Source organism: Variovorax sp. MPBD4-3 (assembly GCF_058809745.1).
In genome coordinates, this window is record NZ_JBXASW010000007.1 from 75,954 (window position 1) to 102,213 (window position 26,260).

At 69.0% G+C, this 26,260-nt stretch carries 23 protein-coding genes; 14 read left to right on the top strand and 9 right to left on the bottom strand.

Going from position 1 to position 26,260, the window contains the following annotated elements; translation table 11 throughout:
* The first annotated feature begins 202 nt into the window (after positions 1-202).
* Both AC1RVW_RS06250 and AC1RVW_RS06255 read left to right on the top strand, forming a co-directional pair.
* Positions 203-3,523, top strand: coding sequence for a bifunctional diguanylate cyclase/phosphodiesterase (locus AC1RVW_RS06250; RefSeq protein WP_493198708.1), 3,321 nt, complete (start codon positions 203-205; stop codon positions 3,521-3,523).
* 72 nt (positions 3,524-3,595) lie between these two features.
* Positions 3,596-4,171 carry a glycine-rich domain-containing protein gene (locus AC1RVW_RS06255; protein WP_234383052.1) on the top strand — a complete coding sequence of 192 codons (576 nt, stop codon included), beginning with the start codon at positions 3,596-3,598 and terminating at the stop codon, positions 4,169-4,171.
* On the opposite strand, the gene AC1RVW_RS06260 is transcribed toward AC1RVW_RS06255, so the two are convergent.
* The 5 genes from AC1RVW_RS06260 to AC1RVW_RS06280 all read right to left on the bottom strand — a co-directional run bounded on the left by AC1RVW_RS06260 (position 4,113) and on the right by AC1RVW_RS06280 (position 9,221).
* Positions 4,113-5,072, bottom strand: coding sequence for an ABC transporter substrate-binding protein (locus AC1RVW_RS06260; protein WP_493198710.1), 960 nt, complete (start codon positions 5,070-5,072; stop codon positions 4,113-4,115). The genes AC1RVW_RS06255 and AC1RVW_RS06260 overlap by 59 nt on opposite strands.
* 17 nt (positions 5,073-5,089) lie before the next feature.
* Positions 5,090-6,064, bottom strand: a complete 975-nt coding sequence (locus AC1RVW_RS06265; protein ID WP_081267553.1) for an ABC transporter substrate-binding protein — start codon at positions 6,062-6,064, stop codon at positions 5,090-5,092.
* Between the two features lie 29 nt (positions 6,065-6,093).
* Positions 6,094-6,918 carry a class II aldolase/adducin family protein gene (locus tag AC1RVW_RS06270; protein WP_081267552.1) on the bottom strand — a complete coding sequence of 275 codons (825 nt, stop codon included), beginning with the start codon at positions 6,916-6,918 and terminating at the stop codon, positions 6,094-6,096.
* Between the two features lie 146 nt (positions 6,919-7,064).
* A complete protein-coding gene (locus AC1RVW_RS06275; RefSeq protein WP_493198712.1) occupies positions 7,065-8,186 on the bottom strand; it encodes an LLM class flavin-dependent oxidoreductase in 1,122 nt (373 codons plus the stop codon).
* A 33-nt stretch (positions 8,187-8,219) separates the two neighbouring features.
* Positions 8,220-9,221, bottom strand: a complete 1,002-nt coding sequence (locus AC1RVW_RS06280) for an ABC transporter substrate-binding protein (RefSeq protein WP_493198714.1) — start codon at positions 9,219-9,221, stop codon at positions 8,220-8,222.
* Between the two features lie 109 nt (positions 9,222-9,330).
* On the opposite strand from AC1RVW_RS06280, the gene AC1RVW_RS06285 reads away from it, so the two are divergent.
* The 5 genes from AC1RVW_RS06285 to AC1RVW_RS06305 all read left to right on the top strand — a co-directional run bounded on the left by AC1RVW_RS06285 (position 9,331) and on the right by AC1RVW_RS06305 (position 14,148).
* Positions 9,331-10,575 (top strand): acyl-CoA dehydrogenase family protein, encoded by a 1,245-nt coding sequence (locus AC1RVW_RS06285; RefSeq protein WP_493198716.1) that lies wholly within the window; start codon positions 9,331-9,333, stop codon positions 10,573-10,575.
* Positions 10,572-11,558 (top strand): ABC transporter substrate-binding protein, encoded by a 987-nt coding sequence (locus tag AC1RVW_RS06290; RefSeq protein ID WP_493198718.1) that lies wholly within the window; start codon positions 10,572-10,574, stop codon positions 11,556-11,558. The genes AC1RVW_RS06285 and AC1RVW_RS06290 overlap by 4 nt, the downstream gene beginning before the upstream one ends.
* Entirely contained in the window at positions 11,555-12,160 is a 606-nt protein-coding gene (locus AC1RVW_RS06295; protein ID WP_106938220.1) for a cysteine dioxygenase family protein, read from the top strand. Before AC1RVW_RS06290 ends, AC1RVW_RS06295 begins: the two co-directional genes overlap by 4 nt.
* Entirely contained in the window at positions 12,157-13,800 is a 1,644-nt protein-coding gene (locus AC1RVW_RS06300) for a rhodanese-related sulfurtransferase (RefSeq protein ID WP_493198720.1), read from the top strand. The genes AC1RVW_RS06295 and AC1RVW_RS06300 overlap by 4 nt, the downstream gene beginning before the upstream one ends.
* 123 nt (positions 13,801-13,923) lie before the next feature.
* Complete coding sequence (locus AC1RVW_RS06305; protein WP_081268868.1) at positions 13,924-14,148, top strand: hypothetical protein; 225 nt, start codon at positions 13,924-13,926, stop codon at positions 14,146-14,148.
* A gap of 57 nt (positions 14,149-14,205) precedes the next feature.
* Here AC1RVW_RS06305 and AC1RVW_RS06310 read toward each other — a convergent pair whose 3' ends face one another.
* The 4 genes from AC1RVW_RS06310 to guaD form a co-directional block, all read right to left on the bottom strand.
* A complete protein-coding gene (locus AC1RVW_RS06310) occupies positions 14,206-15,672 on the bottom strand; it encodes a DEAD/DEAH box helicase (RefSeq protein WP_081268869.1) in 1,467 nt (488 codons plus the stop codon).
* 131 nt (positions 15,673-15,803) lie between these two features.
* Entirely contained in the window at positions 15,804-16,691 is an 888-nt protein-coding gene (ypfJ, locus tag AC1RVW_RS06315; RefSeq protein WP_081268870.1) for a KPN_02809 family neutral zinc metallopeptidase, read from the bottom strand.
* A 111-nt stretch (positions 16,692-16,802) separates the two neighbouring features.
* A complete protein-coding gene (gene dcd / locus AC1RVW_RS06320) occupies positions 16,803-17,369 on the bottom strand; it encodes a dCTP deaminase (RefSeq protein ID WP_056519644.1) in 567 nt (188 codons plus the stop codon).
* Between the two features lie 163 nt (positions 17,370-17,532).
* The gene (gene guaD, locus AC1RVW_RS06325) at positions 17,533-18,819 is read right to left on the bottom strand and encodes a guanine deaminase (protein ID WP_493198724.1); all 1,287 of its coding nucleotides are present in this window, start codon (positions 18,817-18,819) and stop codon (positions 17,533-17,535) included.
* A gap of 192 nt (positions 18,820-19,011) precedes the next feature.
* On the opposite strand from guaD, the gene AC1RVW_RS06330 reads away from it, so the two are divergent.
* From AC1RVW_RS06330 to AC1RVW_RS06360, 7 genes are read left to right on the top strand one after another with little or no spacing between them, the layout of a single operon-like run.
* Positions 19,012-20,184, top strand: a complete 1,173-nt coding sequence (locus AC1RVW_RS06330) for an acyl-CoA dehydrogenase family protein (protein WP_493198726.1) — start codon at positions 19,012-19,014, stop codon at positions 20,182-20,184.
* Between the two features lie 6 nt (positions 20,185-20,190).
* Positions 20,191-21,324 carry an acyl-CoA dehydrogenase family protein gene (locus AC1RVW_RS06335; protein ID WP_493198728.1) on the top strand — a complete coding sequence of 378 codons (1,134 nt, stop codon included), beginning with the start codon at positions 20,191-20,193 and terminating at the stop codon, positions 21,322-21,324.
* Complete coding sequence (locus tag AC1RVW_RS06340; RefSeq protein WP_493198730.1) at positions 21,321-22,232, top strand: enoyl-CoA hydratase-related protein; 912 nt, start codon at positions 21,321-21,323, stop codon at positions 22,230-22,232. Before AC1RVW_RS06335 ends, AC1RVW_RS06340 begins: the two co-directional genes overlap by 4 nt.
* Complete coding sequence (locus tag AC1RVW_RS06345) at positions 22,229-23,752, top strand: acyl-CoA synthetase (protein WP_493198732.1); 1,524 nt, start codon at positions 22,229-22,231, stop codon at positions 23,750-23,752. The genes AC1RVW_RS06340 and AC1RVW_RS06345 overlap by 4 nt, the downstream gene beginning before the upstream one ends.
* A gap of 1 nt (position 23,753) precedes the next feature.
* The gene (locus AC1RVW_RS06350) at positions 23,754-24,767 is read left to right on the top strand and encodes a phosphotransferase family protein (RefSeq protein ID WP_493198734.1); all 1,014 of its coding nucleotides are present in this window, start codon (positions 23,754-23,756) and stop codon (positions 24,765-24,767) included.
* A gap of 7 nt (positions 24,768-24,774) precedes the next feature.
* Complete coding sequence (locus tag AC1RVW_RS06355) at positions 24,775-25,098, top strand: DUF6285 domain-containing protein (protein WP_106938197.1); 324 nt, start codon at positions 24,775-24,777, stop codon at positions 25,096-25,098.
* The gene (locus AC1RVW_RS06360; protein WP_493198736.1) at positions 25,095-26,234 is read left to right on the top strand and encodes an acyl-CoA dehydrogenase family protein; all 1,140 of its coding nucleotides are present in this window, start codon (positions 25,095-25,097) and stop codon (positions 26,232-26,234) included. Before AC1RVW_RS06355 ends, AC1RVW_RS06360 begins: the two co-directional genes overlap by 4 nt.
* Positions 26,235-26,260: the final 26 nt, after the last annotated feature.

Consider the following 26,260-nt stretch of genomic DNA (forward strand, 5'->3'; position numbering starts at 1 on the left):
CTTGGCTACGTTTCGTCGCTCGACGCAAAGCCTCTACAACAAAATTAATTCTTAAGCATTCAAATATCTCGCCGGTGCACGGCCCGGCTTGCGCCGAGACAAATAGCGTGACGCTCTTGCGCCAGCCAGATACATTGCGCCAACGATGCACGCTGCTGCACGCAGAGCTGAGCGGCCTGTGTCAACGACAGGATCAAGTCCGATGTCATTGTCCGTGTGGGTCAGGATCCGTTTGCCGGTATCGATCTTCGTGGTCGGCACGGCGCTCTCGATCGCCCTCGGCGTGTCCGCCCGCCAGGAAATCGCGCGCAGCGCGCAGGCGCACTTCGATGCCGCCGCCCTCGATCTGGCACGCAAGGTCGAAGCCCGCTTCGATGACTACATCGCCGTCCTGATCGGCCTGCGCGCGCGGTTCAACACCTCCGATCCCGTGACCCGGAGCGACTTCAGGGACTACGTCGCGGGATTGAACTTGGCGCGCGCCTACCCCGGCTTCCAGGCTGTCAACTACGCGCCGCTGGTCGCGGCCAGCGAAAGGCAGTCCTTCGAGGAACAGGTCCGCGGCGATGCGAGCCTGGACACCGGCGTGGCCGCCGGCTTCGCCATCAAGCCGCCCGGAGAGCGCGCCACCTACTACCCGCTGATCTACATCGAGCCGCAGGCCGGCAACGAGAAGCTGCTCGGCAACGACCTGGGTGCGATGCCCGACAGGGGAGACGCGCTCGAGCAGGGGCGCGACACCGGCGGGCTCGTCATGTCGGGCCGCAAGGTGCGCATCCCGGGCCGCGAGTCCGACATCGGACTGGCGATGCGGCTGCCGGTCTATCGCGCAGGACGACCGCTCGACACGCTCGAGCAGCGGCGCAGTGCCTATGCCGGTTCGGTCGGCGCGGGTTTCAGCGTCGCAGGAATGCTGGGCGACGTGGCCAGGGCCGACCCCGCCAGGGCGCCCCGCCTGCGCCTGATCGATGCCGGGCCGGGCCGGGGTGCGATCGGAACGCGCGTGGAGACCCGGTTCGTCACGCCGACCTCGTTCGGCGAGCGGCAACTGCTGTTCGACAGCGCGGCCTCGGCGAAGCCCGCCGCCGCTGCGGAGCGCGGCCTCGAGCGGATGCTCGGCTTCGAGCTGGGCGGCCGCTCCTGGCTGGTGGAAGTCGAGCAGGACGAGACCCAGGTCTTCGGCCCGCTCGACAAGGCCATCCCGTGGCTCATCGTCCTCGGCGGCCTGGCCACCAGCATGCTGCTTGCCGGCATCGTCCTCTCGCTGACCGCCTCGCGCAGCCGGGCCCAGGTCCTGGCGAACGAGATGACCCACCACCTTCGCAGGAGCGAGCGGCAGCTGGAGGAAGCCCAGCACCTGGCAAGCCTGGGAAGCTGGATCCTCGATCCCGAGACCGGCGCCCTGCAGTGCTCCGAAGAAGCCCGGCGCATCCTGGGCTTCGAGACCGAAGCCTCGCAGCCGGATCTTCAAGCGCTGCTCTCGCGCGTTCCAGCCACGGAACGCCCCGAGGTGGAACAGCGGATCGCCTGGGCCTCCCAGTCCACGGAACGCAGCGAATTCGAGCACCGCCTGTGCCTGCCCGACGGCACCGAACGCTGGCTCCATGTCATCGCTCAGTCGGCCGAAGATGAAGGCAGGCGATGGGTGCGCGGCACCGTGCGCGACGCCACGCGGCTGCGCAAGGACGCATTGCGCCAGAAGCTCGAATACAGGATCGCCAGGCTGCTCGCCGGCGACGGCAGGACCGAGACGGTGATCGCGCTGGCGCTGGAGGCGGTATGCACCGACTTGCGCTGGGACTGCGGCGCGTTGTGGAGCGTCGGCGAAGACGGCCAGGCTCGCTGTGCCGCAGCCTGGCATGCCGGCGACGACCCGGCGCTGCGGCAATTCGTCGACGCCAGCCGCACGCTCACCTACCGGCCGAGCGAAGGTTCGCTGGGCCGCGCATGGGGAATCGGCGGCGTCGTGCGCATCGACACGCTGGCGGCTCCGGGCCATTTCGTGCGCGATGCAATGGCCCGCCAGGCCGGACTGGCCGCCGGGCTCATCGTGCCGATCACCACCGCCGACACGACCACGGCGCTGGAGCTGTTCGGCTCCAATCCGCAGGTAGCCGACGCCGAGACGCTGGAATCCCTGCGCGTGATCACCTTGCAGATCGCCCAGTACAAGCAGCGCAAGCTGGCCGAGCGGAGCCTTCGCTTCATCGCCAGCCACGACGAGCTGACCGGGCTGCTCAATCGCGCCGCGCTGCAGCACGAGCTCGCCCACGCCATCAGGCGCAGCAACCGCCAGCAGAAGCCGTTCGCGGTGATGTTCGTCGATCTGGATCGCTTCAAGCACATCAACGACACGCTGTGCCACGGCGTGGGCGACCAGATGATCAGGATCTGCGGCGAGCGCCTGACGGCGCTGCTGCGCGACACCGACGTCGTGGCGCGTTTTGGCGGCGACGAATTCGTGCTGCTGCTGGAGAACCTGTCCGCCACGAAGGATGCCGAGGTGCTTGCCGAGAAAGTACTGGCCTGCTGCGCAGCGCCGTTCGTCATCGAGGGACGCGAACTGCACGTCAGTGCCAGCGTCGGTGTGAGTCTCTATCCGGAGAACGGCAACGACGCCGAGGCGCTGCTGAAAAACGCCGACACCGCGATGTACCGCGCCAAGGAAAAGGGCCGCAACACCTACCGGTTCTACGCGGCGAAGATGAATGCACGGAGCACCGAACAGCTGATGCTCGAAAGCGCGCTGCGCCATGCCCAGGAGCGTGGCGAGCTGGAGATGTACTACCAGCCGAAGATGAACCTGCAGAGCCAGCACATCTCCGGTGTCGAGGCCCTGATGCGCTGGCACCACCCGCTTCTGGGCACGATTTCGCCGACACAGTTCATCCCGATCGCCGAAGAGACCGGCCTGATCGTGTCCATGGGCAAGTGGGCGCTGGAGCAGGCATGCGCCGATTCGCGTTCGTGGCAGAAATCCGGCTTGCCTGCGGTGCTCGTGAGCGTCAATCTGTCGCCGCGCCAGTTCGAAAGCCGCACGCTCATCGCCGACATACGGGCCGCGCTGGAAGCCTCGGGCCTGGAGCCAGCGCTGCTGGAGCTGGAGATCACCGAAGGCGCGGTGATGGCGAACCCCGAGCATGCGACGAAGCTGCTGCGCACCATCCGGGACATGGGCATCGGCCTGGCCATCGACGATTTCGGAACGGGCTACTCCTCGCTTTCCTACCTGAAGCATTTCCCGCTGTCGACGGTGAAGATCGATCGCTCCTTCATCAACGACCTGACGCGCGACGCCGACGCGCGAGCGCTCATCGACGGCATCATCACCCTGGCCCACGGCTTGCGGATGAAGGTGGTGGCCGAGGGCATCGAGACCATGGCCCAGCTCGACTACCTGCGCAGCCACGAATGCGACGAGGCCCAGGGCTACTGGCTGTGCAAGCCCGTGACCTGCGACGAGGTGCGCGATTTCATGGCGCGTCACCTGCGCAACCAGTTTGTTCCGTCGGTGGCGGCCTGACGGCCGGATCTTCGGAGCAATCGTCCCCGGGCACGTTCGCCCGGACCTTCCAGTCACTCAACAGGAGCATTCATGCCTCATTCCACCCAAGCCAGGACCCTGGCGCAGACGATCGCCGCGATTGAGGCGCTCGACCTCACGCTGATCAAGTTCAAGGCCTGCCGCAAGGAAGACGGCTACGGCTGGCCGGCGGCTTACGCGGACCGGATGGAGGTGGCCTACAAGCGCTACCTGATGCTGCACGCCAGGCACCCCGAACTGACGCTCGCGCCGGAGCAGGACGTGGACCGGTTCTGGCACATGCACATTCTCGACACGAGAAAGTACGCGGCCGACTGCGAGGCCACCTTCGGCTACTTCCTGCACCACTTCCCGTACCTTGGCCTGCGCGGAGAGGAAGACGCCAAGGCCCTGCAGGCGGCCTACCAGGAGATGCAGCGCCTGTGCGTCGAGGAATTCGGCGAGCCGGCGGCCACGAACGCGGCCGCGTGGTGCTCCCTGGAGGCGGGCAAGCCAGCGGCGGCATGGTGTTCGCTCGAAGCGGACAAGACGGGGCCCGCTTGGTGCTCGCTCGACGCGGGGCAGCAAGCTAGCCAGCCACCCCGAAGCCTGTATCGAACGTCCCCTTCACATCAAGCGGCTGCTTGATGAGGCCGACCCGCCGGTAGAAGTCCGCCGTCCCCTGCTGGTCCGCAATGACCTGCGCGTCGATGGCCACCCACTTCTGCTGGCGGCGTTCGAACTGCAGCTTCGCCGCCTCGGGCGGAATGCCGATGATCCGCGCCAGCGCGGCCGAGTAGGCGTCGACGTTGCGGTACGACCAGAGCTGTGCCTTCACCACGCGCTGCAGGAAGTCCTGCAGCACCGGGCGCTTGGCGGCGATGGCGCCGTCGGTGGCCGCAAGGTAGCTCAGGCCCGGCAGCAGCCCGCGCCCGCTGACGAGCACCCGCGCATGGTTGCTGACCTCGGCCAGCGCCGTGTACGGCTCCCAGGTGGCCCAGGCATCGACCGAGCCCGGCGTCAGCGCAAGCTTCGCGTCGGCGGGCGCGAGGAAACGGATGTTCACGTCCTCGGGCTTCAGCCCGGCCGAAGTGATGGCCTTGAGCGTGACGTAGTGGCCGATGGAGCCGCGGTTGGTCGCGACGCTCCTGCCCTTGAGGTCGGCGGCGGTCTTCAGCGGCGAATCGGGGCGCACCAGCACCGCCGTGCCGTAGGAGTCGGAGCGGTTCGCACCGATGGCCTTCACGCGCGTGCCGGCTGCCAGCGCGAAGATCAGCGGTGCGTCGCCGATGGGGCCCGAATCGACCGCGGCCGCATTGAGCGCCTCGGCCAGCGGCGCGGCCGCCGGGAACTCCGACCACTGGATGTCGTAGCCCAGCCCTTCCAGCCCGCCCGCCGCTTCGAGCAACGCGCGCAGGCCGCCCTTCTGGTCGCCGGCCTTGAGCACCGGCCGGCCCTGTGCGTGAACCAGGGCGGGCACAGCGGCGACGGCGGCGGCCACCGATGCGCCCTGGACGAGAAACCGGCGGCGTGAACTATGGAGAGTCATGAACGTGCTGTGGTTGCTCATGCGAGCGGATCGAAGGAAACATGGTCGGCAAAGCGCACCGGGTCCGTGCTCTTCTTGAGCACACCCACGCCGCGGAAATCGCGCGCGTAGAACTCGACCTCGTCGCGCAGCTTGCGGCCCAGCGGATGGTGCTGGTGCGTGAGCGTGCCCAGCAGCGCACGCAGGTCTTCCACCGCCACGTTGGGCGAGTACTTGGCGAAGAGCCTGGCCGACTCGTTCGGGTTCTCGGCCACGTAGTCGGAAGCCTGGGCGATGGCGCGCACCAGCGAGGCGACGGTCGCCTTGTCCTTGCGCACGAGCTCGCCGCGCGCGCCGACGATGCAGCACACCTTGTCCTTGTACTCGCCCGAAAGATTGCTCGCCACCTCGACGTAGGCGCCCTGGTTGCGCTTCTCGATCAGGTAGATGTTGGGGTCGCCGTCGGCAATGGCCTGGATCTCGCCCTTCTTCACCGCCACATCGAGCAGGTCGGCCGGGTACTGGCGCCAGGTGACGTCCTTGTCGGCATCGATGCCGTTCTTGGTGAGCAGGATCGAGAAGAAGTTCTTGCCCGGGCTCGCGATGTCGGACACGCCGATGACCTTGCCCTTGAGGCTCGCAAGGTTGGTGACGCCCGCGCTCTTCGCGCCCACCAGCCGCACGCAGCCGCCGTGGGAGCTGCCGACGATCTTCACGTCGAAGCCCGCCTCGAGCGGCTTGAGCCAGCGGTGGATCATGCCCACGGCCGCGTCGGCCTTGGCGGTGGCCAGCGACTCCAGCAACTGGTCGGTGGAGCCCGTGTAGTTGATGAGCTCGACCTGCAGGCCGTTGCGCTCGAAGTAGCCGCGCTCCTGCGCCACGACCACGGGCGACAGGCAGAAAGCGGCAGCGTTCCATGCGAAGGTCAGCTTGCGCGACGACTGCGAGAAGGCCTGCGAGGCGATCAGGCCGCCCGATGCGACCACCGCGGCCGCACCGCCGGCGCGCAGCATGCCGCGGCGGGAAAGGGTGGCGTTCGTCTTCACAGCAGCAGCTCCGGCTCGGCCTCGACCAGGCCTTCGTAGAGGCTGTCGAAGGAGTGGATCGCGCCTTCGGGGCCGCCGATCTGGCTGTGCGTGTGGCGCGCGGTCGCCTCGTCGATGGGCTGCGGCTTGCCGGCGGCCTCGGCCAGCAGTTGCGTGTGGCAGGCGTTGTCGAGCGCGATGTACCACCACGCGGCGGCCTCCACCGTGGGGCCGGCCGTCAGGATGCCGTGGTTCTTGAGGATCGCGCCCTTCCGGTCGCCCAGCGCATGCGCGATGCGCTCGCCCTCGCTGGTGTCGACCACCATGCCGGTGAAGTCGTCGAACAGCGCCACGTCGTCGTGGAACACGCAGCTGTCCTGCGTGAGGGTGTCGAGCTTGCGGCCCAGCGTGGACCAGGCCTTGCCGTAGGTCGAGTGGGTGTGGGCCGCGGCGATGATCTTCGGGTTGTGCTCGTGAATGGCCGCATGGATGGCGAAGGCAGCCTTGTTGAGCGGGCGATCGCCGATGACGGTCTCGCCCTTCGAATTGACGAGCAGCAGGTCGGACACCCGGATGCGCGAGAAATGGATGCCCAGCGGGTTGACCCAGAAGTGGTCGGTCAACTCGGGGTCGCGCGCGGTGATGTGGCCGGCCAGCCCCTGCGCGAAGCCGAAGCGCGCGAACAGGCGGAAGGCACCGGCCAGGCGCTCCTGCCGATGGCGGCGCTCGGCCTGCACGGTGGGGCGCGGGGGCACGGGGTCGAACCAGTACTTCTGCTGCGGGTTCGGGTTGAGCTTCAGCGGCTGGGGGGCGTTGCGGTCGATGGAGAGAACGGCGCTCATGGGGTTTCCTACGTGTTCGGTTTTGGCTCCTTCCCCCTCTGGGGGAAGGTTGGGATGGGGGCTCGACAGCTTCAACGCCATGACGGCGTTCGACGCCGCCTGCCCCCACCCCTGCCCTCCCCCAGAGGGGGAGGGAGAAAGTCAGATCAGGCGGCTTTGCGGATGGACGCGGCGCGCTGCGCCGCCAGTTCCCGCGTGCGCGGAATTAGCTCGTGCCCGTAGTCCAGCGCATCCTCCAGCGGATCGAAGCCGCGGATCAGGAAGGTCGTCACGCCCAGGTCGTAGTAGTCGAGCAGCGCATCGGCCACCTGCTCGGGCGTGCCGACCAGCGCGGTGCTGTTCGAGCGCCCGCCGATCTCCTGCGCCACGGCCGTCCACAGGCGCTTGTCGACCCGGGAACCCTTCTCGGCCGCGGCCAGCAGGCGCCTGGCGCCTTCGCTTTGCTGCGGGCCGCCGCGGTTGTAGCCCTGCACCACGCGCAGGCGCTTGGTCTCGGCCAGGATGTTCTCCGCGCGGGCCCATGCAGCCTCTTCGGTCTGCGCCAGGATCGGGCGGAACGACACCGAGAAACGCACGCTGCGACCGTGCTTCGCCGCTTCGGCGCGCACGCGCGTGGTCAGCTCGCGCGCCTGGTCGAGCGACTCGCCCCACAGCGCATACACGTCGGCGTACTTGCCCGCCACCGGAATCGCGGCCTCCGAGGCCCCGCCGAAATACACCGGCACGTGCGGCTTGCCGTTGCGCGTCTGCAGCGGCTTGACTTCGGAGAACGAGTTCTGGAAGCGGTAGTGCGCGCCTTCGTGGTCGAAGGGCCTCTCGGCCGTCCACACCTTGTGCAGCACTTCGAGGTATTCGTCGGTGCGGGCATAGCGCTGGTCGTGGTCGAGCCAGTCGCCGTCGCGGCGCTGTTCCTCGTCGGAGCCGCCGGAGATGTAGTGCACGCCGAGCCGGCCGCCACTGAACTGGTCGAGCGAGGCGAACTGCCGCGCCGCCAGCGTGGGCGCGACGAAGCCGGGGCGATGCGCGAGCATGAAGTGGATGCGCTCGGTCACCGATGCGGCATGCGCCACCGTGAGCGTGGCGTCGGGGCTGGTCGAGTGATGCGGCACCAGCACGCGATCGAAGCCGGCGGTCTCGTGCGCCTGCGCGAAGGCGCGCACGTAGTCGCGGTCGAGCGCCGGGCCCTTTGCCGCGTGGATTTCAGAGACCTTCTGGCCCTGGATCATGCCGATGAATTCGACGGCACCGTCTTGCTGTGGCTGGCTCATGTCGTTGTCCTTGTCTGGGTTGGGAGGGGGAAATCAGGCGGCGGGCGGGCGCAGCAGGTTCTCGAAGCTGCGGTCCCACAGGGGCTTCACGTCGGCCGGGCCGTCGAGCACGCCGATCTTCAGGAAGGTGTCGGCCACGTCCTGGTGGCTGCGCACCACGGCGTCGCTGACGGGGCCAAGGCTGTAGTCGCCGCTGCGGCCGTTGAAGAGCTCGACGATGTCGCCCACCGGCACGCGCGTCTCGGCCGACTGCGCGCGGGCATACGCCAGGAAGTTGCCGTTGCTCCACGCGAAGGCGCGCTGCAGGCGCTGCAGCAGGTCGGCCAGCGCGGCACGGCGCGGTGCGTCGTCCAGCGCGCGCGGGTTGGCGTAGATGGGAAAGTTGCCCGACAGGTAGCCCACGCCGGTCTTGATGGTGCGCGCGCCGTACTGCGTGCGCGCAAGCTGGCCGTTGTAGCCGTAGATGGCCCAGGCATCCAGATCGCCCCGCGCGAAGGCCGAGAGGCCGTCCGACGGCGTGAGGCTCACGGCCTGGATGTCGCTGAACGACAGGCCCGCCTCGGCCAGCTGCTTGGCCAGGTAGTAGTGCGAGGTGGTGGCGCGCACATAACCCACGCGCTTGCCCTTGAAATCTGCGATGGTGCGGATCGGCGCGTCCTTGCGCGCCAGCGTGGCCTGGTTGTTCAGGTCTTCGTGCGTCACGGCCACCAGCCGCACGCTGGACTTCTGCCGCGCCGCGAACACCGGCGGGATCTCGCTGCCCGAGCCCAGGTCGAGCGCGTCGCCGTTGATGGCCTCGATGTGCAGCACGCCGTTGTTGAGCTCGCGCCAGTCGATCCTGTAGGGCGTGTTGGCCTGGCCGGATGCCGCCAGCAGCGGCCGCCAGAGCCCCTTGTACGTGCCCACGCGCAGCGTGACGCCCGACAGGTCGGCCGATGGCGCGGCGGCCCGGGCCCAGCCGGCCGAAGCCGCCGCGCCCCATGCGGCGGCTGCCTGCAGCAGCCGGCGCCGTTCCAACGAGAGATCTGGTTTCATGCACCGGACCGTACCCAGAGGCGGCACGGATGCAAACACAGAAAAACGAGTTTGCATATGCGGGATGCATCGTTTTACGGCGCCGGCCGGCCGGCTACCGTCCGCAACCATGAGTGCACTCCCTTTGCGACGCCCCTCGGCCACGGCCGGGGAACATCCATCCACGCCCCCGGGCGGCCTGGCCGCGCCCGCGCTGCTGGCGCAGCTGTCGGCCCGATTCGCCGCCACCGCGGCCGATCACGACCACAGCGGCGCTTTCCCGCGCGAGAACTTCGACGCGCTGCAGGCGCACGGCCTGATCGGCCTGGTGGCGCCCGCCGCCTACGGTGGCGGCGGCGCCACGCTGGCCACGGCGCAGCGCGTGATCGCGGCCGTGTCGCGCGGCGAGCCGGCCACCGCGCTGATCCTCACCATGACCTATCTGCAGCACCACGCGCTGACGCGCGGCGACAGCCGCTGGCCGCCGCACCTGCGCGAACGCGTCGCGCGCGACGCGGTGGATCACGGCGCGCTGATCAACGCGCTGCGCGTGGAGCCCGCGCTGGGCTCCCCCGCGCGCGGCGGCCTGCCGGCCACCGTGGCGCGGCGCGATGCCGACGGCTGGAAGATCGACGGCCACAAGCTCTACACCACCGGCATCGAGGGCCTCTCTTGGCTCGCGGTGTGGGCCCGCACCGACGAGCCCGCCCCGCGCACCGGCGTGTTCCTGGTGCCGCGCCAGGCGACCGGCGTGCGCGTGATCGCCAGCTGGGACCACCTGGGCCTGCGGGCCTCGGGCAGCCACGAGGTGGTGTTCGAGAACGTCGCCGTCGGCGCGGACCACGCGGTCGACCTGCGCGCGCCGGCCGACTGGGCGCCCGACGCCGGCAGCCAGACCGACATCGACGCCCACGCCACGCAGCAGGCCTGGATGACCGTGCTGCTCGGCACCCTCTACGACGGCGTGGCCACGGCCGCGCGCGACTGGCTGGTCGGCTTCCTGAACGAGCGCGCGCCCGGCAGTCTCGGCGCGCCGCTCGCGAGCCTGCCGCGCGTGCAGGAGCACGTGGGCGAGATCGAAGCGCTGCTGCGAACCAACCGCGTGCTGCTCGACGACGCCACCGCCGCCGTCGACGACGGCCAGGCGCAACCCGCGGCCGACAGCGGCCTGCTGAAATACACGGTGACGGGCAATGCGGTGCGTGCGGTCGAACTCGCGCTGCAGCTCAGCGGCAACCATGGCCTGACAAGGCACAACCCGCTGGAGCGGCACTACCGCGACGTGCTGTGCAGCCGCATCCATACGCCGCAGAACGACGCGATCCTGGTTGCAGCGGGCAAGCGCGCGCTGCTGCCTTCGGGAGGCGCCGCATGACGTCCCTGCTCTTCTCCAGGGCCTCGCGCCGCGGCTGGCTCAAGCAGGGCGCCGCGCTGTCGCTGGCCGCCACCGGTTCGCTGCGTGCATTTGCGCAAACGCCGCCGCAGGCCACGTTGGTCCTCGGCGACCAGGCCGGCGGCCTGCGCTCGCTGTTCGAGGCCTCGCGCGCGCTCGAAGGCGCGCCATTCGCCTATCGCTGGGCCAACTTCCAGGGCGCCGCGCCGCTGTTCGAGGCGCAGCGCGGCGCGGCGGTCGACACGGCCATGGCCGGCGACCTGCCGGTGCTGGCCGCCGCCGTCGGCAAGACGCCGCTGAAGATCGTCGCCACCCGCGTCGGCAAGGCCGATTCGCTGGGCATCGTGGTGCAGGCCGATTCGCCGCTGCGCAGCGTGGCAGACCTGCGCGGCAAGACGGTGATCGTGTCGTCGGCGCGCGGCAGCATCTCGCAATACCAGCTGTACGGCGCGCTCGAGGAGGCTGGCGTGAAGCGCGACGAGGTGACGGTGAAGTTCGTGCTGCCGACCGATGCCGCCGCCGCCTTCGCATCGAGGCAGATCGACGCCTGGGCCATCTTCGATCCGTACTACGCCATCGCGGTGCAGCAGGGCGGGCGCATCCTGCGCGACGGGCGCGGCATCAACACCGCGCTGGGCTTCATCACCGCGAGCGAACATTCGCTGGCCGACCCGGCCCGGCGCGCGGCCATCGTGCAGTTCCTCGACCGGCTGGGCCGCGCGGGCGACTGGGCGCTGGCCAACCCCGAGGCCTATGCACAGGCATACAGCCAGCTCACGCGGTTGCCGATCGAGGCTTCCCGCATCATCACCGCGCGGGCGTCGGTGGCGGGGCGGCCGGTGAGCGAGGCGGACATCGCCGCGCTGCAGGTCGTGGCCGACCGCTCGGCGCGCGACGGCATCCTGCCGGTGCGGGTGGACGTGCGCGCGATCACCGACACGCAGCTCTGGAAGCGCGCCGCATGATCGCGCCGCTTCGCGAATTCGTCGGCGCCTTCGGCCGGCTGCTCGACGGCGCACCCGACGAGCCCCGCATTCTTTCGGAGGGCGGCGCGCTGCTGCGCACGCTGGTGGCGCGCGACGACTGGCTGCCCGAGGCATTCGCGCAACCCGACCCGACGCGCTACCAGCAGTTCCTGCTGCATGCGGACAGCACCGAGCGCTTCTCGGTCGTGAGCTTCGTGTGGGGGCCGGGGCAGGCCACGCCGGTGCACGACCACACGGTGTGGGGACTGATCGGCATGCTGCGCGGTGCCGAGTACAGCCAGGGCCATGCGCTCGATGCGCAAGGCCGTGCACAGCCGAAGGGCGAGGCGGTGCGGCTCGATGCCGGCGACGTGGAAGCGGTGTCGCCCACCGTCGGCGACCTGCACCGCGTGCACAACGCGCATGCGGACCGGGTGTCGATCAGCATCCACGTCTACGGCGCGAACATCGGCGCCGTGCGGCGTCATACTTACCCGCCGGAGGGCGGACGCAAGCCCTTCGTCTCCGGATACTCCAACACGCTGCTGCCCAACCTGTGGGACCGCAGCGCCGAACTCAGATCCTCGCCGACCGCCGCATGACGACTGCTTCCTTTCCCCTCCTGTCCTTCGCCGCCGTGCGCGAGCGCCTGCTGTCCCGCGAAGAAACCGCGCTGCTCGACGTGCGCGAGGAAGACCCGTTCGCGCAGGAACACCCGCTGTGGGCCGCGAACCTGCCGCTCTCGCGCATCGAGATCGAAGCATGGCGACGCATTCCGCGGCGCGACACGCTGATCGTGCTGTACGGCGAACACGGCGGCACCGACCTCGCGCCGCTGGCCGCCAAGGCATTCGCCGCGCTGGGCTACACCCACGTCCATCTGCTCGACGGCGGCCTCGAGGGCTGGCGCAAGGCGGGCGGCGAACTGTTCCGCGACGTGAACGTGCCGAGCAAGTCCTTCGGCGAACTGGTCGAGCACGAGCGGCAGACGCCGTCCCTGTCGGCACCCGAGGTGAAGGCGCTGATCGATGCCCGGGCCGACGTGGTGGTGCTCGACGCGCGCCGCTTCGACGAATACCAGACGATGAGCATTCCGTCGGCCACCAGCGTGCCCGGGGCGGAACTGGTGCTGCGGGTGCGCGAGCTGGCGCCCGACCCGGCCACTCGGGTGATCGTGAATTGCGCGGGCCGCACGCGCAGCATCATCGGCACGCAGTCGCTGGTGAACGCCGGCATTCCGAACCCGGTGGCGGCGCTGCGCAACGGCACGATCGGCTGGAAGCTGGCGGGCCAGGTGCTGGACCACGGCGCCGGCCGGCAGGCGCCCGCCGCGGTGTCCGACGCGCATCGCGCACAGGCGCAGGCCGATGCGCGCCGCGTGGCCGACGCGGCCGGCGTGCGGCGCATCGACCTGGCCGCGCTGCAGACACTGGAGGCGCCAGGACGCACCGTGTACCGCTTCGACGTGCGCACGCCCGAGGAATACGCCGCGGGCCATCTGCCGGGCTTTGCGAACGCGCCCGGCGGCCAGCTGGTGCAGGAGACCGATCACCAGGTGCCGGTACGCGGCGCACGCATCGTGCTGGTGGACGACGACGGAGTGCGCGCATCGATGAGCGCCTCCTGGCTCGCACAGATGGGATGGGAGGCCTATGTGCCGCACGCCGTGCCCGAGGCCGCGGCATTCAGCGAGAAGGAGCCCCCCGCGCCCGCCTACCCGCCCGTCGCGGCCGTGGTGGCGGAGATCACGCCTGGCGAACTCTCCGCGCTGCTTGGGCAGCCGTCGTCCGGCACCGCGGTGATCGACGTGACCACGAGCGCCAACTATGTCCGGCGCCACATCCCGGGCGCGTGGTATGCGATTCGTGCGCAGCTGGCGCATGCGCTGGACGCGGTCATTCCCGCGTCGCGCCGCTACGTGCTGACCTGCGGCAGCAGCCTGCTCGCGCGCTATGCGGCGGCCGATGTCCGCGCCCTGCTCGATGCACGGGGCAAGGCCGATGTCGAAGTGCTGGTGCTGGCGGGCGGCAACGCCGCCTGGTTTGCCGCAGGCCTCGAAGCCGAGAGCGGCGAAACACGCCTTGCGACACCGCGCACCGACCGCTACCGCCGGCCCTACGAAGGCACCGATGCGCCCGCGGAGGCGATGCAGGCCTATCTCGATTGGGAGTACGGCCTGGTGGCGCAGCTGGAACGCGATGGAACCCATCATTTCAGCGTGCTCGAAGTGCAAGCGTTTTGAAAGGATCACAACACGGCGGTGACACTGTGTAGGCCGGGTAAAGGCGGCCAGGGCCGTCATCCGGCAAAAGGCCGAAGCGTTGGTTGTGCATAGCGCACAACAACTCATCAAAGGAGCTTCGCCATGAGAGTCCCGATCCTTGCCCTGTCCGCCGCCACGCTGGCCGCAGCAGTCCTGACCGGCTGCGTGGTCGCCCCGGCCGCCCCCGTCTACTCGGCGCCTCCGGGCGTGGCCTACGTGGCGCCGACGTATGTCTCGCCGGGTGTCGGCTTTGTCTGGGCCTATCACCCGCGCTACGGCTGGGGCTGGCACCACCCGCAGTACGGCTGGCACCGCGGCTGGCGTTGAGCCGAAATGCAAAGCGGCGCTCGAGAGCGCCGCTTTTTTTACGTGGAAGCCGCCCGGTCAGCTCGGCTCGGCGCTCTTGAACAGCGCGGCAACCTTGCGCTTGCTCTTGATGTTGCTCGAGATGCCGCGTGCGGGAGTGGCCTTGGCGGCGGCTTCCCAGGCCGGCGTCGCGTCGGGTTCGCCCGGCTCGTAGGGCTTGTCGAAGAACGGGTCACGCGGCGCCGCGGGCGCGCGGTGCGGGCGTCCGCCGCCGCGGCGAGCATCGCCGCCCAGGCTGGCGCGTTCGCGCGGCTGGTCGAGCACGTCGCGTGCGTCGCCCGCTTCGCCTTCCTCGCGCCAGTGGCGGCGTCCGTCGTTGATGCGGCCGCGCGGGCGGTCTTCCTCGAACTCGACGGGCTCGAGATCGATCTTCTTCTTGATCAGCTTCTCGATGTCGGCCACCAGGCGCACGTCGTTGCCGCCGCTGGCAAAGCTCACGGCCAGCCCCGAAGCGCCGGCGCGGCCCGTGCGGCCGATGCGGTGCACGTAGTCTTCGGCATTGAACGGGATGTCGAAGTTGAAGACGGCGGGCACGTCCTTGATGTCGAGGCCGCGTGCCGCGACGTCGGTGCACACCAGCAGGTCGACCTCGCCGGCCTTGAACGAGGCCAGCGCCTTCAAGCGTTCGTCCTGGCTCTTGTCGCCGTGCAGCGCGGTGGTACGCAGACCGTCGCGCTCCAGCGAGCGTGCGAGGCGCGCGCAACCGAGCTTGCTGTTGACGAACACGAACGCCTGCGTGATGCCGCGCTGGCGCACGATCTGCTTGAGCGCGCGGCGCTTGTCGTCGTCGCTCACGCTGTAGAAGTGCTGCTCGACGGTGGAAGCTGTCTCGTTGGGGCGCGCCACCTCGATGGTGACCGGGTTCTGCAGGTAGCTGCCGGCCAGCCGCTTGATTTCGGGGGAGAACGTGGCCGAGAACAGCAGCGTGGTGCGCTGCTTGGGCAGGTAGCTCAGGATGCGCTGCAGGTCGGGCAGGAAGCCGATGTCGAGCATGCGGTCAGCTTCGTCGAGGACCACGTATTCGACCTGGTTGAGTACCGCGTTCTTGGCCTCGATGTGATCGAGCAGCCGGCCCGGCGTGGCCACCAGGACTTCGACGCCCTTCTTCAGCTCCAGCGTCTGCGGCTTCATGTCGATGCCGCCGAACACGACGGTGCTGCGCAGGTTGGTGTACTTGGCGTACAGCTTGACCTGTTGCGCGACCTGGTCGGCCAGTTCGCGCGTGGGCAGCAGCACCAGGGCCCGGACCGGATGCCGCGCGGGCGAGGTCGAGGCGTTTTCGTGCTTGAGCATGCGCTGCAGCAACGGCAGCGAGAACGCCGCGGTCTTGCCGGTGCCGGTCTGGGCGGCGCCCATCACATCCTGCCCGGAAAGCACGACCGGAATGGCCTGCTCCTGGATCGGTGTCATGGTCTCGTAGCCCATTTCGGCCACGGCGCGCGCCAGCGGTTCCGCCAGCGATAGATTGGAGAAGGAACTTGTCATTGAGCCCTCTATTGTCGCACTGCCGCAAAAAACAGCAGTGACCGCGCCGTGACAACGTCCGTGCCGGCGGAATTGCTATTTATTTCATAGCATGCAAGACAGCGGACACGGGCCCTGCGGGCCCGTCGATCTCAAAGGCTGCGCGCGTTGAAGGTGTCGCAGGCCTTGATGTCGCCGCTCTGGTAGCCCGCGCCGAACCATCTTTGGCGCTGTGCGCTGGTGCCGTGGGTGAAGCTGTCGGGCACCACCGCACGGCCCGCGGAGCGCTGCAAGGCGTCGTCGCCGATCTTCTGCGCGGCGTTCATGGCGGACTCGATGTCGCCCGGGTCGAGCCACTTCTTCGACTCCTGCGAATGGTGGGCCCACACGCCCGCGAAGCAGTCGGCCTGCAGCTCCACGCGCACGCTCATGGCGTTGTTCTGGGTCTGGCTCAGGCGATTGCGCATGCCGTCGACCTTGGCGGTAATGCCGAGTTCGTCCTGCACATGGTGGCCGACCTCGTGCGCGATGACGTAGGCCTGCGCGAACTCGCCCGGTGCGCCGAGCTGGTTCTTCAGGGTGTCGTAGAAACCGAGGTCGATGTAGACCTTCTGGTCGCCGGGGCAGTAGAACGGCCCCATGGCCGATTGGCCCGTGCCGCAGGCCGTGGGCGTGGCATTGCGGAACAGCACGAGGCGCGGCGCGTGGTACGTGCCGCCGTTCTGCTTGAAGATGTCGGTCCAGACCACCTCGGTGTTGCGCAGCACGGTCGAGACGAAGGCCGCTTCGCGGTCGTTCGCCGGCGGCTTGGGTGCCGGCCCCTGCTGGGGCTGCTGCTGCACCTGCGCAGGCCCTCCACCGCCGCTGAGCAGGCTCAGCACGGTGAGCGGGTTGATGCCGAAGACCCAGCCGGCGATCAGCGCGACCGCGACGGTGCCGATGCCGATGCTGCGCCCGCCGATGAAGCCGCCGCCACCACCGCCGCCTTCACCGCGGCGGTCCTCGACGTTGTCCGATTGTTCGTTGCCTTCCCATCTCATCGCACGCTCCTTACCGGCCTTTTGCAGGAGTTGTCGCCGGTGACCGGAGGATGGTACTTGGCCCGGCGGCCACCGGGGTAACCGGCCGTCAGCGAAAGACGCGGCGGCGGGTCAGGTTTTCGGCAAAGTCACGCCGCGCTGGCCCTGGTACTTGCCGCCGCGGTCCTTGTAGCTGGTCTCGCAGACCTCGTCGCTCTCGAAGAACAGCACCTGCGCGCAGCCTTCGCCTGCGTAGATCTTCGCGGGCAGCGGCGTGGTGTTGCTGAATTCGAGCGTCACGTAGCCTTCCCATTCGGGCTCGAAGGGCGTGACGTTGACGATGATGCCGCAGCGCGCATAGGTGCTCTTGCCCAGGCAGATGGTGAGCACGTTGCGCGGGATGCGGAAGTACTCGACGGTGCGCGCCAGCGCGAAGCTGTTGGGCGGGATGATGCAGTAGTCGCCATGCATGTCGACGAAGCTCTTCTCGTCGAAATTCTTGGGGTCGACCACGGTGCTGTGGATGTTGGTGAAGACCTTGAACTCGGGTGCGCACCGGATGTCGTAGCCGTAGCTCGAGGTACCGTAGCTGATGATCTTGTGGCCAGAGGACTCACGCACCTGGCCAGGTTCGAAGGGCTCGATCATTCCCTCGTTCTCGGCCATGCGCCGGATCCATTTGTCGCTCTTGATAGACATTGAAAAACACCCCAGTCTTCGCGCACTTCGTGTCGCTACGCCAACCCCTCAAGGGGCAACACCAGCGGCCCGGCAAAGCCGGTTCCGCGGTGTTCCTGGAAGAGGTTTCGCCGCGCTCGCTGGGTCGGCGATTGTGGCATGGGTGGGCTCGCCCTCTCGAGCCTCAGCCAGCCTGCGAGATCACAGTGCGCTCGACCAGCCGGTCGTCGCCGAGCACGATCATCGCGAAGAGCATTTCCTCCAGGGTGTCGGCGCGTTTCGTCTTGCGCGCCAGCAGCGGCGTGGCCGCCGGGTCGAGCACCAGGAAGTCGGCTTCGCAGCCGGGCTGCAGGTTGCCGATGACGCCGTCGAGCCCCAGCGCGCGCGCGGCGCCGCCGGTGTGGCGCCACCAGAGCTGCGATGGCGCGATGCTCAGGCCGGTCTTGGTCTGGCCCTCGCGGCCCACGTAGTAGGCGGCCATCATGGTGTGGAACGGGCTGAAGCTGGTGCCGCCGCCCACGTCGCTGGCCAGTCCGTAGGGATAGCCCACGCGGTCGGCCGCGCCGAAGTCGAAAAAGCCGCTGCCCAGGAACAGGTTGCTGGTCGGGCTCACCGCGGCGGCGGTCTTCGTGTCGCGCAGCAGGGCGCGGTCGGTGTCGTCGAGGTAGATGCAGTGCGCGTACACCGCACGCTCGCGCATCAGGCCGAAGCCGGCGTACACGTCGAGGTAAGAGCGCGCCTTCGGGTAGAGCTCGCGCACCCAGCTCACTTCGTCGCGGTTCTCCGCCACGTGCGACTGGATCCAGGTGTCGGCGTACCTGGCCGCCAGTTCGCCCGCGCCGCGCATCTGCGCATCGGTGCTCGCGGGCGCGAACCGCGGCGTGATGGCATAGCCCAGCCGGTCGGTGTTGTGCCACTTGCGGATCAGCGCCTCGCTGTCGATCAGGCTCTGCTCGGTCTGGTCGCGCACGCCGTCGGGCGAGTTGCGGTCCTGCAGCACCTTGCCCGTGATCATGCGCAGGCCGCGGCGCCGGGCGCCCTCGAAGAAAGCATCCACCGAGGCCACGTGCGAGGTCGCGAAGGTCAGCGAGGTCGTGACGCCGTTGCGCAGCAACTCGTCGAAGAACACGTCGGCCACTTCGTTCGAGTGCGCAGGGTCGGCGAACCGGCTTTCCTCGGGGAAGGTGTAGTTCTCGAGCCAGGGCAGCAGCCCCGGCGAGGGCGAGCCGATGATGTCCGTCTGCGGGAAGTGGATGTGCATGTCCACGAAGCCCGGCGCGAGGATGCGCCCGGGCAGGTGGGTCGTGTGGGCGTCCGGGTGGCGCGGCGCGACGGCGGCATGGCTGCCCGCATCGAGCACGCGCTGGCGGCCGGTGCTGTCGGGGGCGACGACCAGCAGGCCGTCTTCATCGAAAACAGGCTGGCCGTGGGCGTCGAATCGCAGGAGGGAGGCGCGGTAGGCTTTTTTCATCGTGGTTGCGGAGGGTAATCGAGCCCCGGACAACCGCAATTTCCATGCGCATATGAGTGCTATATGCCGAACGCACTCCCGGCATTGCCGAATGCGGAGCCCATCCGCCTCCATATCTTCAAATGGTTGATCCAATGACGAGTCATCGGCTATGATCCTTCGAGGCAACTCTCAGGCACAGCCACCCGCTCGATGGATCTAGACCTCACCCCCGACCAAGCCGCGTTCCGCAACGAAGTACGCCAGTTCGTGAAAGACCGGCTTCCCGCAGACATTCGCGAGCGCCTGCGCCTGGGCCATCCGCCGCGCAAGCAGGACACCGTGACCTGGCAGCGCATCCTCAACGAGAAAGGCTGGGCGGCGCCGCATTGGCCGCGCGAGTTCGGCGGCGCCGAGCTCGGCCAGGCCGAGCGGCTGATCCTGCTCGACGAGCTGTTTCGCGCACCCGCGCCATTGCCGCAGGTGTTCAATGTCGGCATGCTTGGGCCGGTGCTGCTGAAGTTCGGCACCGAGGCGCAGAAGCGCTTCTTCATGCCGAAGCTCGCGAACCTCGACATCTGGTTCTGCCAGGGCTTCTCCGAACCGGGCTCGGGCTCCGACCTGGCCTCGCTGCGCACCTCCGCCAGGCGCGAAGGCAACGAGTACGTCGTCAACGGCCAGAAGATCTGGACCACCACGGCGCACCTGGCCGACTGGGTGTTCGCGCTGGTGCGCACGGACAGCGAGGGCAGGAAGCAGCACGGCATCTCGTTCCTGCTGATCGACCTGCGCACGCCGGGAATCACCATTCGACCGATCACGTCGATTGACGGCCAGCATCACCTGAACGAGGTCTTCTTCGACGAGGTTCGCGTGCCGCTCGACAACCTGGTCGGCGAGGAAGGCCGCGGCTGGGACTGCGCCAAATACCTGCTGATGAACGAGCGCACGGGCATCGCCAACGTGGGTCTGTGCAGGGAGCGGCTGGACTATGCCCGCGAACTCGCGGGCAAGCGCACCCAGGCCGGCAAGCCGCTGCTCGACAGCCCCAGGCTGCGCAGCGAAATCGCCATGCTCGACGCCGAGATCCGCGCGCTCGAAATCACCAACTGGCGCTTTCTGCTGTCGCCCGACACCGCGCAGAAGGTACCCGGCTTCGCTTCCGTGCTGAAGCTGAAGGGCACCGAGCTGCAGCAGGACATCGCCCAGCTGCTGCAACGCATCGCGGGGCCCGCGGCCATGGAGCGCCGCCCGCACGACGGCGAGGGCGCCGGGCATTGGGCGGGCCCGCTGGCCATGCGCTATTTCTACAGCCGCGCGGCCAGCATCTACGGCGGTACGAGCGAGGTCCAGAAGGACATTCTTTCCAAGACGATCCTGGGGTAGGTCACGATGAACTTCGAACTCAACGAAGAGCAGCAAGCGCTGCAGGGCAGCTTGGCCCGCCTGCTGGGCGACGTCTACGGTTTCGAGCAGCGCCGCGCCATCGCCGCCACGCCCGCCGGCTGGAGCCAGCCCGTGTGGCGGCAACTCGGCGAGCTCGGGCTCACCGCCCTCCCGTTGCCGCAGGCACACGGCGGCTTCGGCGGCGGCGCGGTCGACCTGCTGCCGGTGATGCAGGAGCTGGGCCGCGCGCTGTCGCTGGAGCCCTTTCTCGCATCGATCGTGCTCGGCGGCACCGCACTGCGGCTGGCCGGAAACGACGCCGTGCAGGCGCAGTTGCTGCCCGATGTGGCCAGCGGCGAGGTTCGCCTGGCCTGGGCGCACGACGAAGCCGGCGGGCACCAGGCTGCACTGTGGGTGGAGACCACGGCACGGCAGGACGGCGGCCAATGGCGCCTCGACGGCGCCAAGTGCAATGTGTTGCACGCCACGGCCGCGCACCGGTTCGTGGTCAGCGCGCGCACCGCGGGCGCCCCGGGCGATGCGAACGGCCTCGCCCTCTTCCTGGTCGACGCCTCCGCCCAAGGCGTGGATTGCCGCCCCCACCGCATGGTGGACGACACGCCGGGCGGTGAACTCCATTTCAGCGCGGCAGCGGCCTTGCCGCTCGGCGATCCGCGCGACGGCGCCACTGCGCTGAAGGCCATCGAGGGCACCCTGGCGGCTGGCACCGCGGCGGTTTGCGCCGATGCCGTGGGCGCCATGGAATCGGCCTACCGGCTCGCCATCGACTACCTGAACACACGCAGGCAGTTCGGCCGCCTGATCGGCGAAAACCAGGCGCTGCGCCACCGGGCGGCGGAGATGCTGGTCAGCCTCGAGATGTGCCGCAGCATGGCGATCGCCGCGGCCATTGCAGCGGACGGCCTCGATGCGCACGATGCTCGCGCCGACCTCGCGCGCGCCAAGCTGATGATCGGCCGGCATGGCCGCAGCCTCTGCCACGCAGCCATCCAGCTTCACGGCGGCATCGGCATGACCGAGGAATACGCCGTGGGCCACTGCCTGCGCCGCTTGACGCTGATCGACCAGCTCTTCGGCGACGTCGAGGCCCAGGCGACGCGGCTGGCGGAGATGCAATGAGCGAGGCAGTGTTCGAAACCATCCGCTGGGATCTTTCCGGGCCGGTCCTCACGCTCACGCTGTACCGCCCCGAGAAGCTCAACGCCATGACGCGCCTGATGCGTCGCGAGTTATGCCGGGCGCTCGACCTGGCCGACGCCGACGACGCCGTGCGCGCCATCGTCGTCACCGGCGCGGGCCGCGCCTTCTGCGCGGGGTTCGACCTGTCGGAAGGCGCGCGGGCTTTCGATACGTCGTCGCCGGCACGCGCGCCCGAGCCGGGGGAGGAGCCCGGCCGCGACGGCGGCGGCGTGCTCGCGCTGCGCCTGTTTGCCTGCACCAAGCCGCTGATCGGTGCGATCAACGGCGCGGCCGTGGGCATCGGCGCGTCGATGCTGCTGCCGATGGACGTGCGTATCGCGTCCAGCGACGCGCGCTTCGGCTTCGTGTTCGCGCGCCGGGGCGTCGTGCCCGACGCATGCGCCAGCTGGTTCCTGCCGCGCGTGGCGGGCATTTCGAAGGCGCTCGAATGGAGTCTGGGCGGCACGGTGTTCGATGCGGCCGAGGCACTGGCCGGCGGGCTCGTGAGCCAGGTGTGCGAACCGGGCGAACTGCTTGCGCGCGCGCAGGCAAAGGCACTGGACATCGCGGAGAACGCCGCGCCGGTGTCCGTGGCCCTCACGCGGCAACTGATGTGGCGCATGCTGGGCGCCAGCCACCCCATGGAAGCGCACCGGCTGGAGAGCGCGGCGCTCGAATCGCGCGGCGGCTCCGCCGACAGCGCGGAGGGCGTGACCTCGTTCAAGGAGAGGCGGCCCGCCAGGTTCCCGGACAAGGTGAGCACCGGCATGCCCGACTTCTATCCGTGGTGGACGGACCCGGCCTTTTCCGCTTCTTCGATCGCAGACCACGGAGACACGAAGACATGAGCCAGGTGTTCCTCGACCAGCGCAGCATGGCGCGCGACGCCCTGATGCAGCGCGCCCTGCGCGCCGCGCGCGGCTTCGATACGGCGGGCGTGCGAGAAGGCGATGCCATCGCGCTGCTGCTGCGCAACGACTTCGCCTTCTTCGAAGCGCAGCAGGCGGCCGCCGCGCTCGGCGCCTACGCGGTGCCCATCAACTGGCACGGCAAACCCGAAGAGGTGCTCTACATACTGAACGATGTGGCGCCGAAGGTGCTGGTCGGGCATGCCGACCTTCTCGCGCCGGTGCGCGAACACATTCCCGCTGGCACCGTGGTCATCACCGTGCCCACGCCGCCCGAGGCAGTCCGCGCCTTCTCGCTGGCCGAAGCCGCGACGCAAGTGCCGGCCGATGCGGCGGAATGGAACGCCTGGCTCGGAGCCTTCGCGCCATGGGACGGCCCGCCGCGGCGCAGCCGCGCGACCATGATCTACACCTCGGGCACCACCGGCCGGGCCAAGGGCGTGAAACGCGACGCGGCCACGCCGGAGCAGGCTGCCGCCTACGTGCAACTGATGCGCCGCGTTTACGGCCTGCAGCCGGGCGTGCGTGCGCTCATCGGCGGCCCGCTGTACCACTCCTCGCCCAACGCCTACGCACGCCAGGCCTTGCCGATCTGCGACCTGCTGGTGATGCAGACCCGATTCGACGCCGAGGCCGTGCTCGCCGCCATCGAGCGGCACCGCATCAGCCACATGGTGGCCGTGCCCACCATGTTCGTGCGCATGCTCAAGCTGCCCGAAGACGTGCGCGAGCGCTACGACCTGAGTTCCCTGAAGTGGGTGACGCACACCGGCGCGCCCTGCTCGGCCGAGACCAAGCGCGCCCTCATGGACTGGTGGGGCCCGGTGGTCTACGAGACCTACGGCGGCACCGAGGTCGGCACCGCCACGCTCAGCACGCCCGAAGACTGGCTCGCCTTCCCCGGCAGCGTGGGCCGGCTCAACCCCGACGCGCGCATGGTGCTCTACGGGGAAGACGGCCAGCCGGTGGCGCCCGGCGAGGTCGGCGAGATCTTCGTGCGCGTGCCGGCCTACGCCGACTTCACGTACCACAACCATCCCGGAAAGCGGAAAGAGGTGGAGCGCGACGGCCTCATCAGCTGCGGCGACGTCGGCTACGTGAAGGACGACCACCTCTACCTGTGCGACCGCCGCTCCGACATGGTGATTTCGGCCGGCGTGAACATCTATCCGGCCGAGATCGAGGCCGTGTTGCTGCAGTGCCCGCTCGTGCGCGACTGCGCCGTCTTCGGCATACCCGACGAGGAAATGGGCGAATCGCTGGCCGCGGCCGTGGAGCCAATGCCCGGCATCGAGCCCGACGCCGATGCGCTGCGCGCCTTTCTGGAGGACCGCATCGCCAGGTACAAGGTGCCGCGCCGCTTCGACTTCCATGCCGCGCTGCCGCGAGAGGACAGCGGCAAGATCTTTAAGCGCCGGCTGCGCGACCCGTTCTGGCAGGCCGCGGGCCGGAAGATCTGACGTGGACGCCCCGCACATCGCGCGCCGCCTCGCCCTCGCGCTTCAGCGCCATGCGGGCCTGCATGGCAGCGTCGAGGACTTGCGCCGGCTCACCGGCGGCGCGACCAAGACGACCTGGTCGTTCGACCTGCTGACGGCCGACGGGCGCCGCCCGATGATCCTGCAGCAGATGCCCACAACGACCGCGTCGGGATCGGCGTCGGCATCCCCCGGCCTCGCCGCGCCCAAGCTCGACGCGGCCGAGGACGCGCGCGTGATGATCGCGGCGCGTGCACACGGCGTGCCGGCACCCGCGGTGCTCGCCGTGCTCGACGTGCACGACGGCCTTGAGCGCGGCTACGTCACCGAACGCGTCGAGGGCGAGACGCTGGGCCGAAAGCTCGTGTCCGACCCGGCCTATGCCGGGGCCCGTCGCGCGATGGCCGCCCAGGCCGGGACCATCCTCGCGGCGATCCACTCGATGCCGGTCGCCGAGCTTCCCTTTCTGCAGCGGCTCTCGCCCGCGCGGGAGCTCGAGGTGTACGCCGGCCTGCTGGCACGCACGGGCTTCAGCCATCCAGCGCTCGAGTACGCGGTGCAATGGGTGCGCAAGAACCTGCCGGTCGATTGGCCCGACGCACTCGTGCATTCCGACTTTCGCACGGGCAACCTGATCGTCGGCACCGAAGGCATCCGCTGCGTGCTCGACTGGGAGATTGCCCGGGTCGGCGACCCGATGCAGGACCTGGGCGTGCTGTGCATGCGCACCTGGCGCTTCGGCGGCGCGGGCGAGGCGGGCGGCTTCGGGGCGCGTGAAGACCTGTACGCGGCCTACGAGCGCGCGAGCGGCAGGCCGGTGGACCCGCTGCGCGTGCGCTTCTGGGAGGCCTTTTCCAACCTCAAGTGGGCCATCGGCTGCGTGCGGCGCGGGCTTTCGGTGCGAGCCGACGGCAGCCCCGCAAGCCTGGAACTGTGCGCGGTCGGCCGGCGCATGGAAGAGCCGCTGTGGGACTTCTTCCAACTCATCGAGGCCTGACCCCATCATGCCGAACTCCGTCCCTCCCGCCGGCACCCTGCTGCTGGCCGCCGCCCGCTACCTCGAAGACGAACTGCTGCCCACGCTGGACGGCTACCACCGCTTCCAGGCGCGCGTGACGGCGAACGTGCTGCGCATCGTAGAGCGCGAACTGCGCCTCGGCCAGCCGCACGATGAAGCCTCCAAGGCCGTGAGCCGCGAGCTGGCCGACGCCATCCGCGCAGGCGAGATACCCATCGACGCCGACCTGGCCGCGCAGCTGCGCCAAGGCCTGGGCGAGGCGCTCGCCATCAACAACCCGAAGTGGCCACATACCGAAAGACCCGCATGAACTTCACCGAAGAACAGATTTCATTCCGCGACGGCGTGCGCCGCATGGTCGAGCGCCACGTCGCGCCCATCGCCGCGGAGATCGACGAGAACGACCGTTTTCCCGAGGAGCTGATTCCGATCTACGGCGACATGGGCCTGCTGCAGCTCTGGGTGCCGGAGGAATACGGCGGCCCGGGCGCGAACCTGACGATGGTGTGCATCGCGCGGGAAGAAATCTCACGCGTGTCGGAGTCGTGCGCGCTCATGGCGGGCATGAACACCATGTTCGCGCTGCCGATCATGCACTTCGGCACCGAGGATCAGAAGCAGCGCTTTCTGCCGTTGCTGGCCGAAGGCCGCACCGTGACCGCCATCGCCATCTCGGAGCCCGACTGCGGCAGCGACGTCGGCGGCATGCGCACGCGCGCCGTGCGCGACGGCGAGAGCTACGTGCTCACCGGGCAGAAGCAGTGGTGCACCTTCGGCAGCCGCGCCGACTACATCCTGGTGTTCGCCAAGACCGGTGAGCGCGGCGGCGCCGACGATATCAGCCCCTTCATCGTGGACGTGAAGAACAGCAAGGGCCTCACCTTCGGCCGCAACGAACGCAAGATGGGAATGAAGGGCACGATCAACGTGCCGGTGTACCTGGACAACGTGCGCGTGCCGGCGGAAAACCGCCTGGGCGAGGAAGGCAAGGGCTTCCGCTCGGCCATGCGCGCGCTGGACCTCAATCGCCCCGCCATCGCCGCCGCGTCGGTCGGCCTGGCCCAGGGCGCGCTCGATGCGGCGCTGGGCTACGCCAGACAGCGCAAGCAGTTCAAGCGGGCGATCATCGAGTTCCAGGGCATCCAGTTCATGCTGGCGGACATGGCCATGCAGATCGAGGCCGCGCGCTGCCTGGTGTACGAAACCGCGCGGCTCGCCGACATCGGCGACTGGAGCCAGTTGCCCAAGTTCGCGAGCATGGCCAAGTGCTTCGCGAGCGACGTGGCGATGAAGGTGACCACCGACGCGGTGCAGGTCTTCGGCGGCTACGGCTACGTGAAGGACTACCCCGTGGAAAAGATGATGCGCGACGCCAAGCTCAACCAGATCTTCGAGGGCACGAACCAGATCCAGCGCGTGGTGATCGCACGCGAGCTGATGCGTTGACGGCTTGAGGCGCGCGCCCGGCAAAG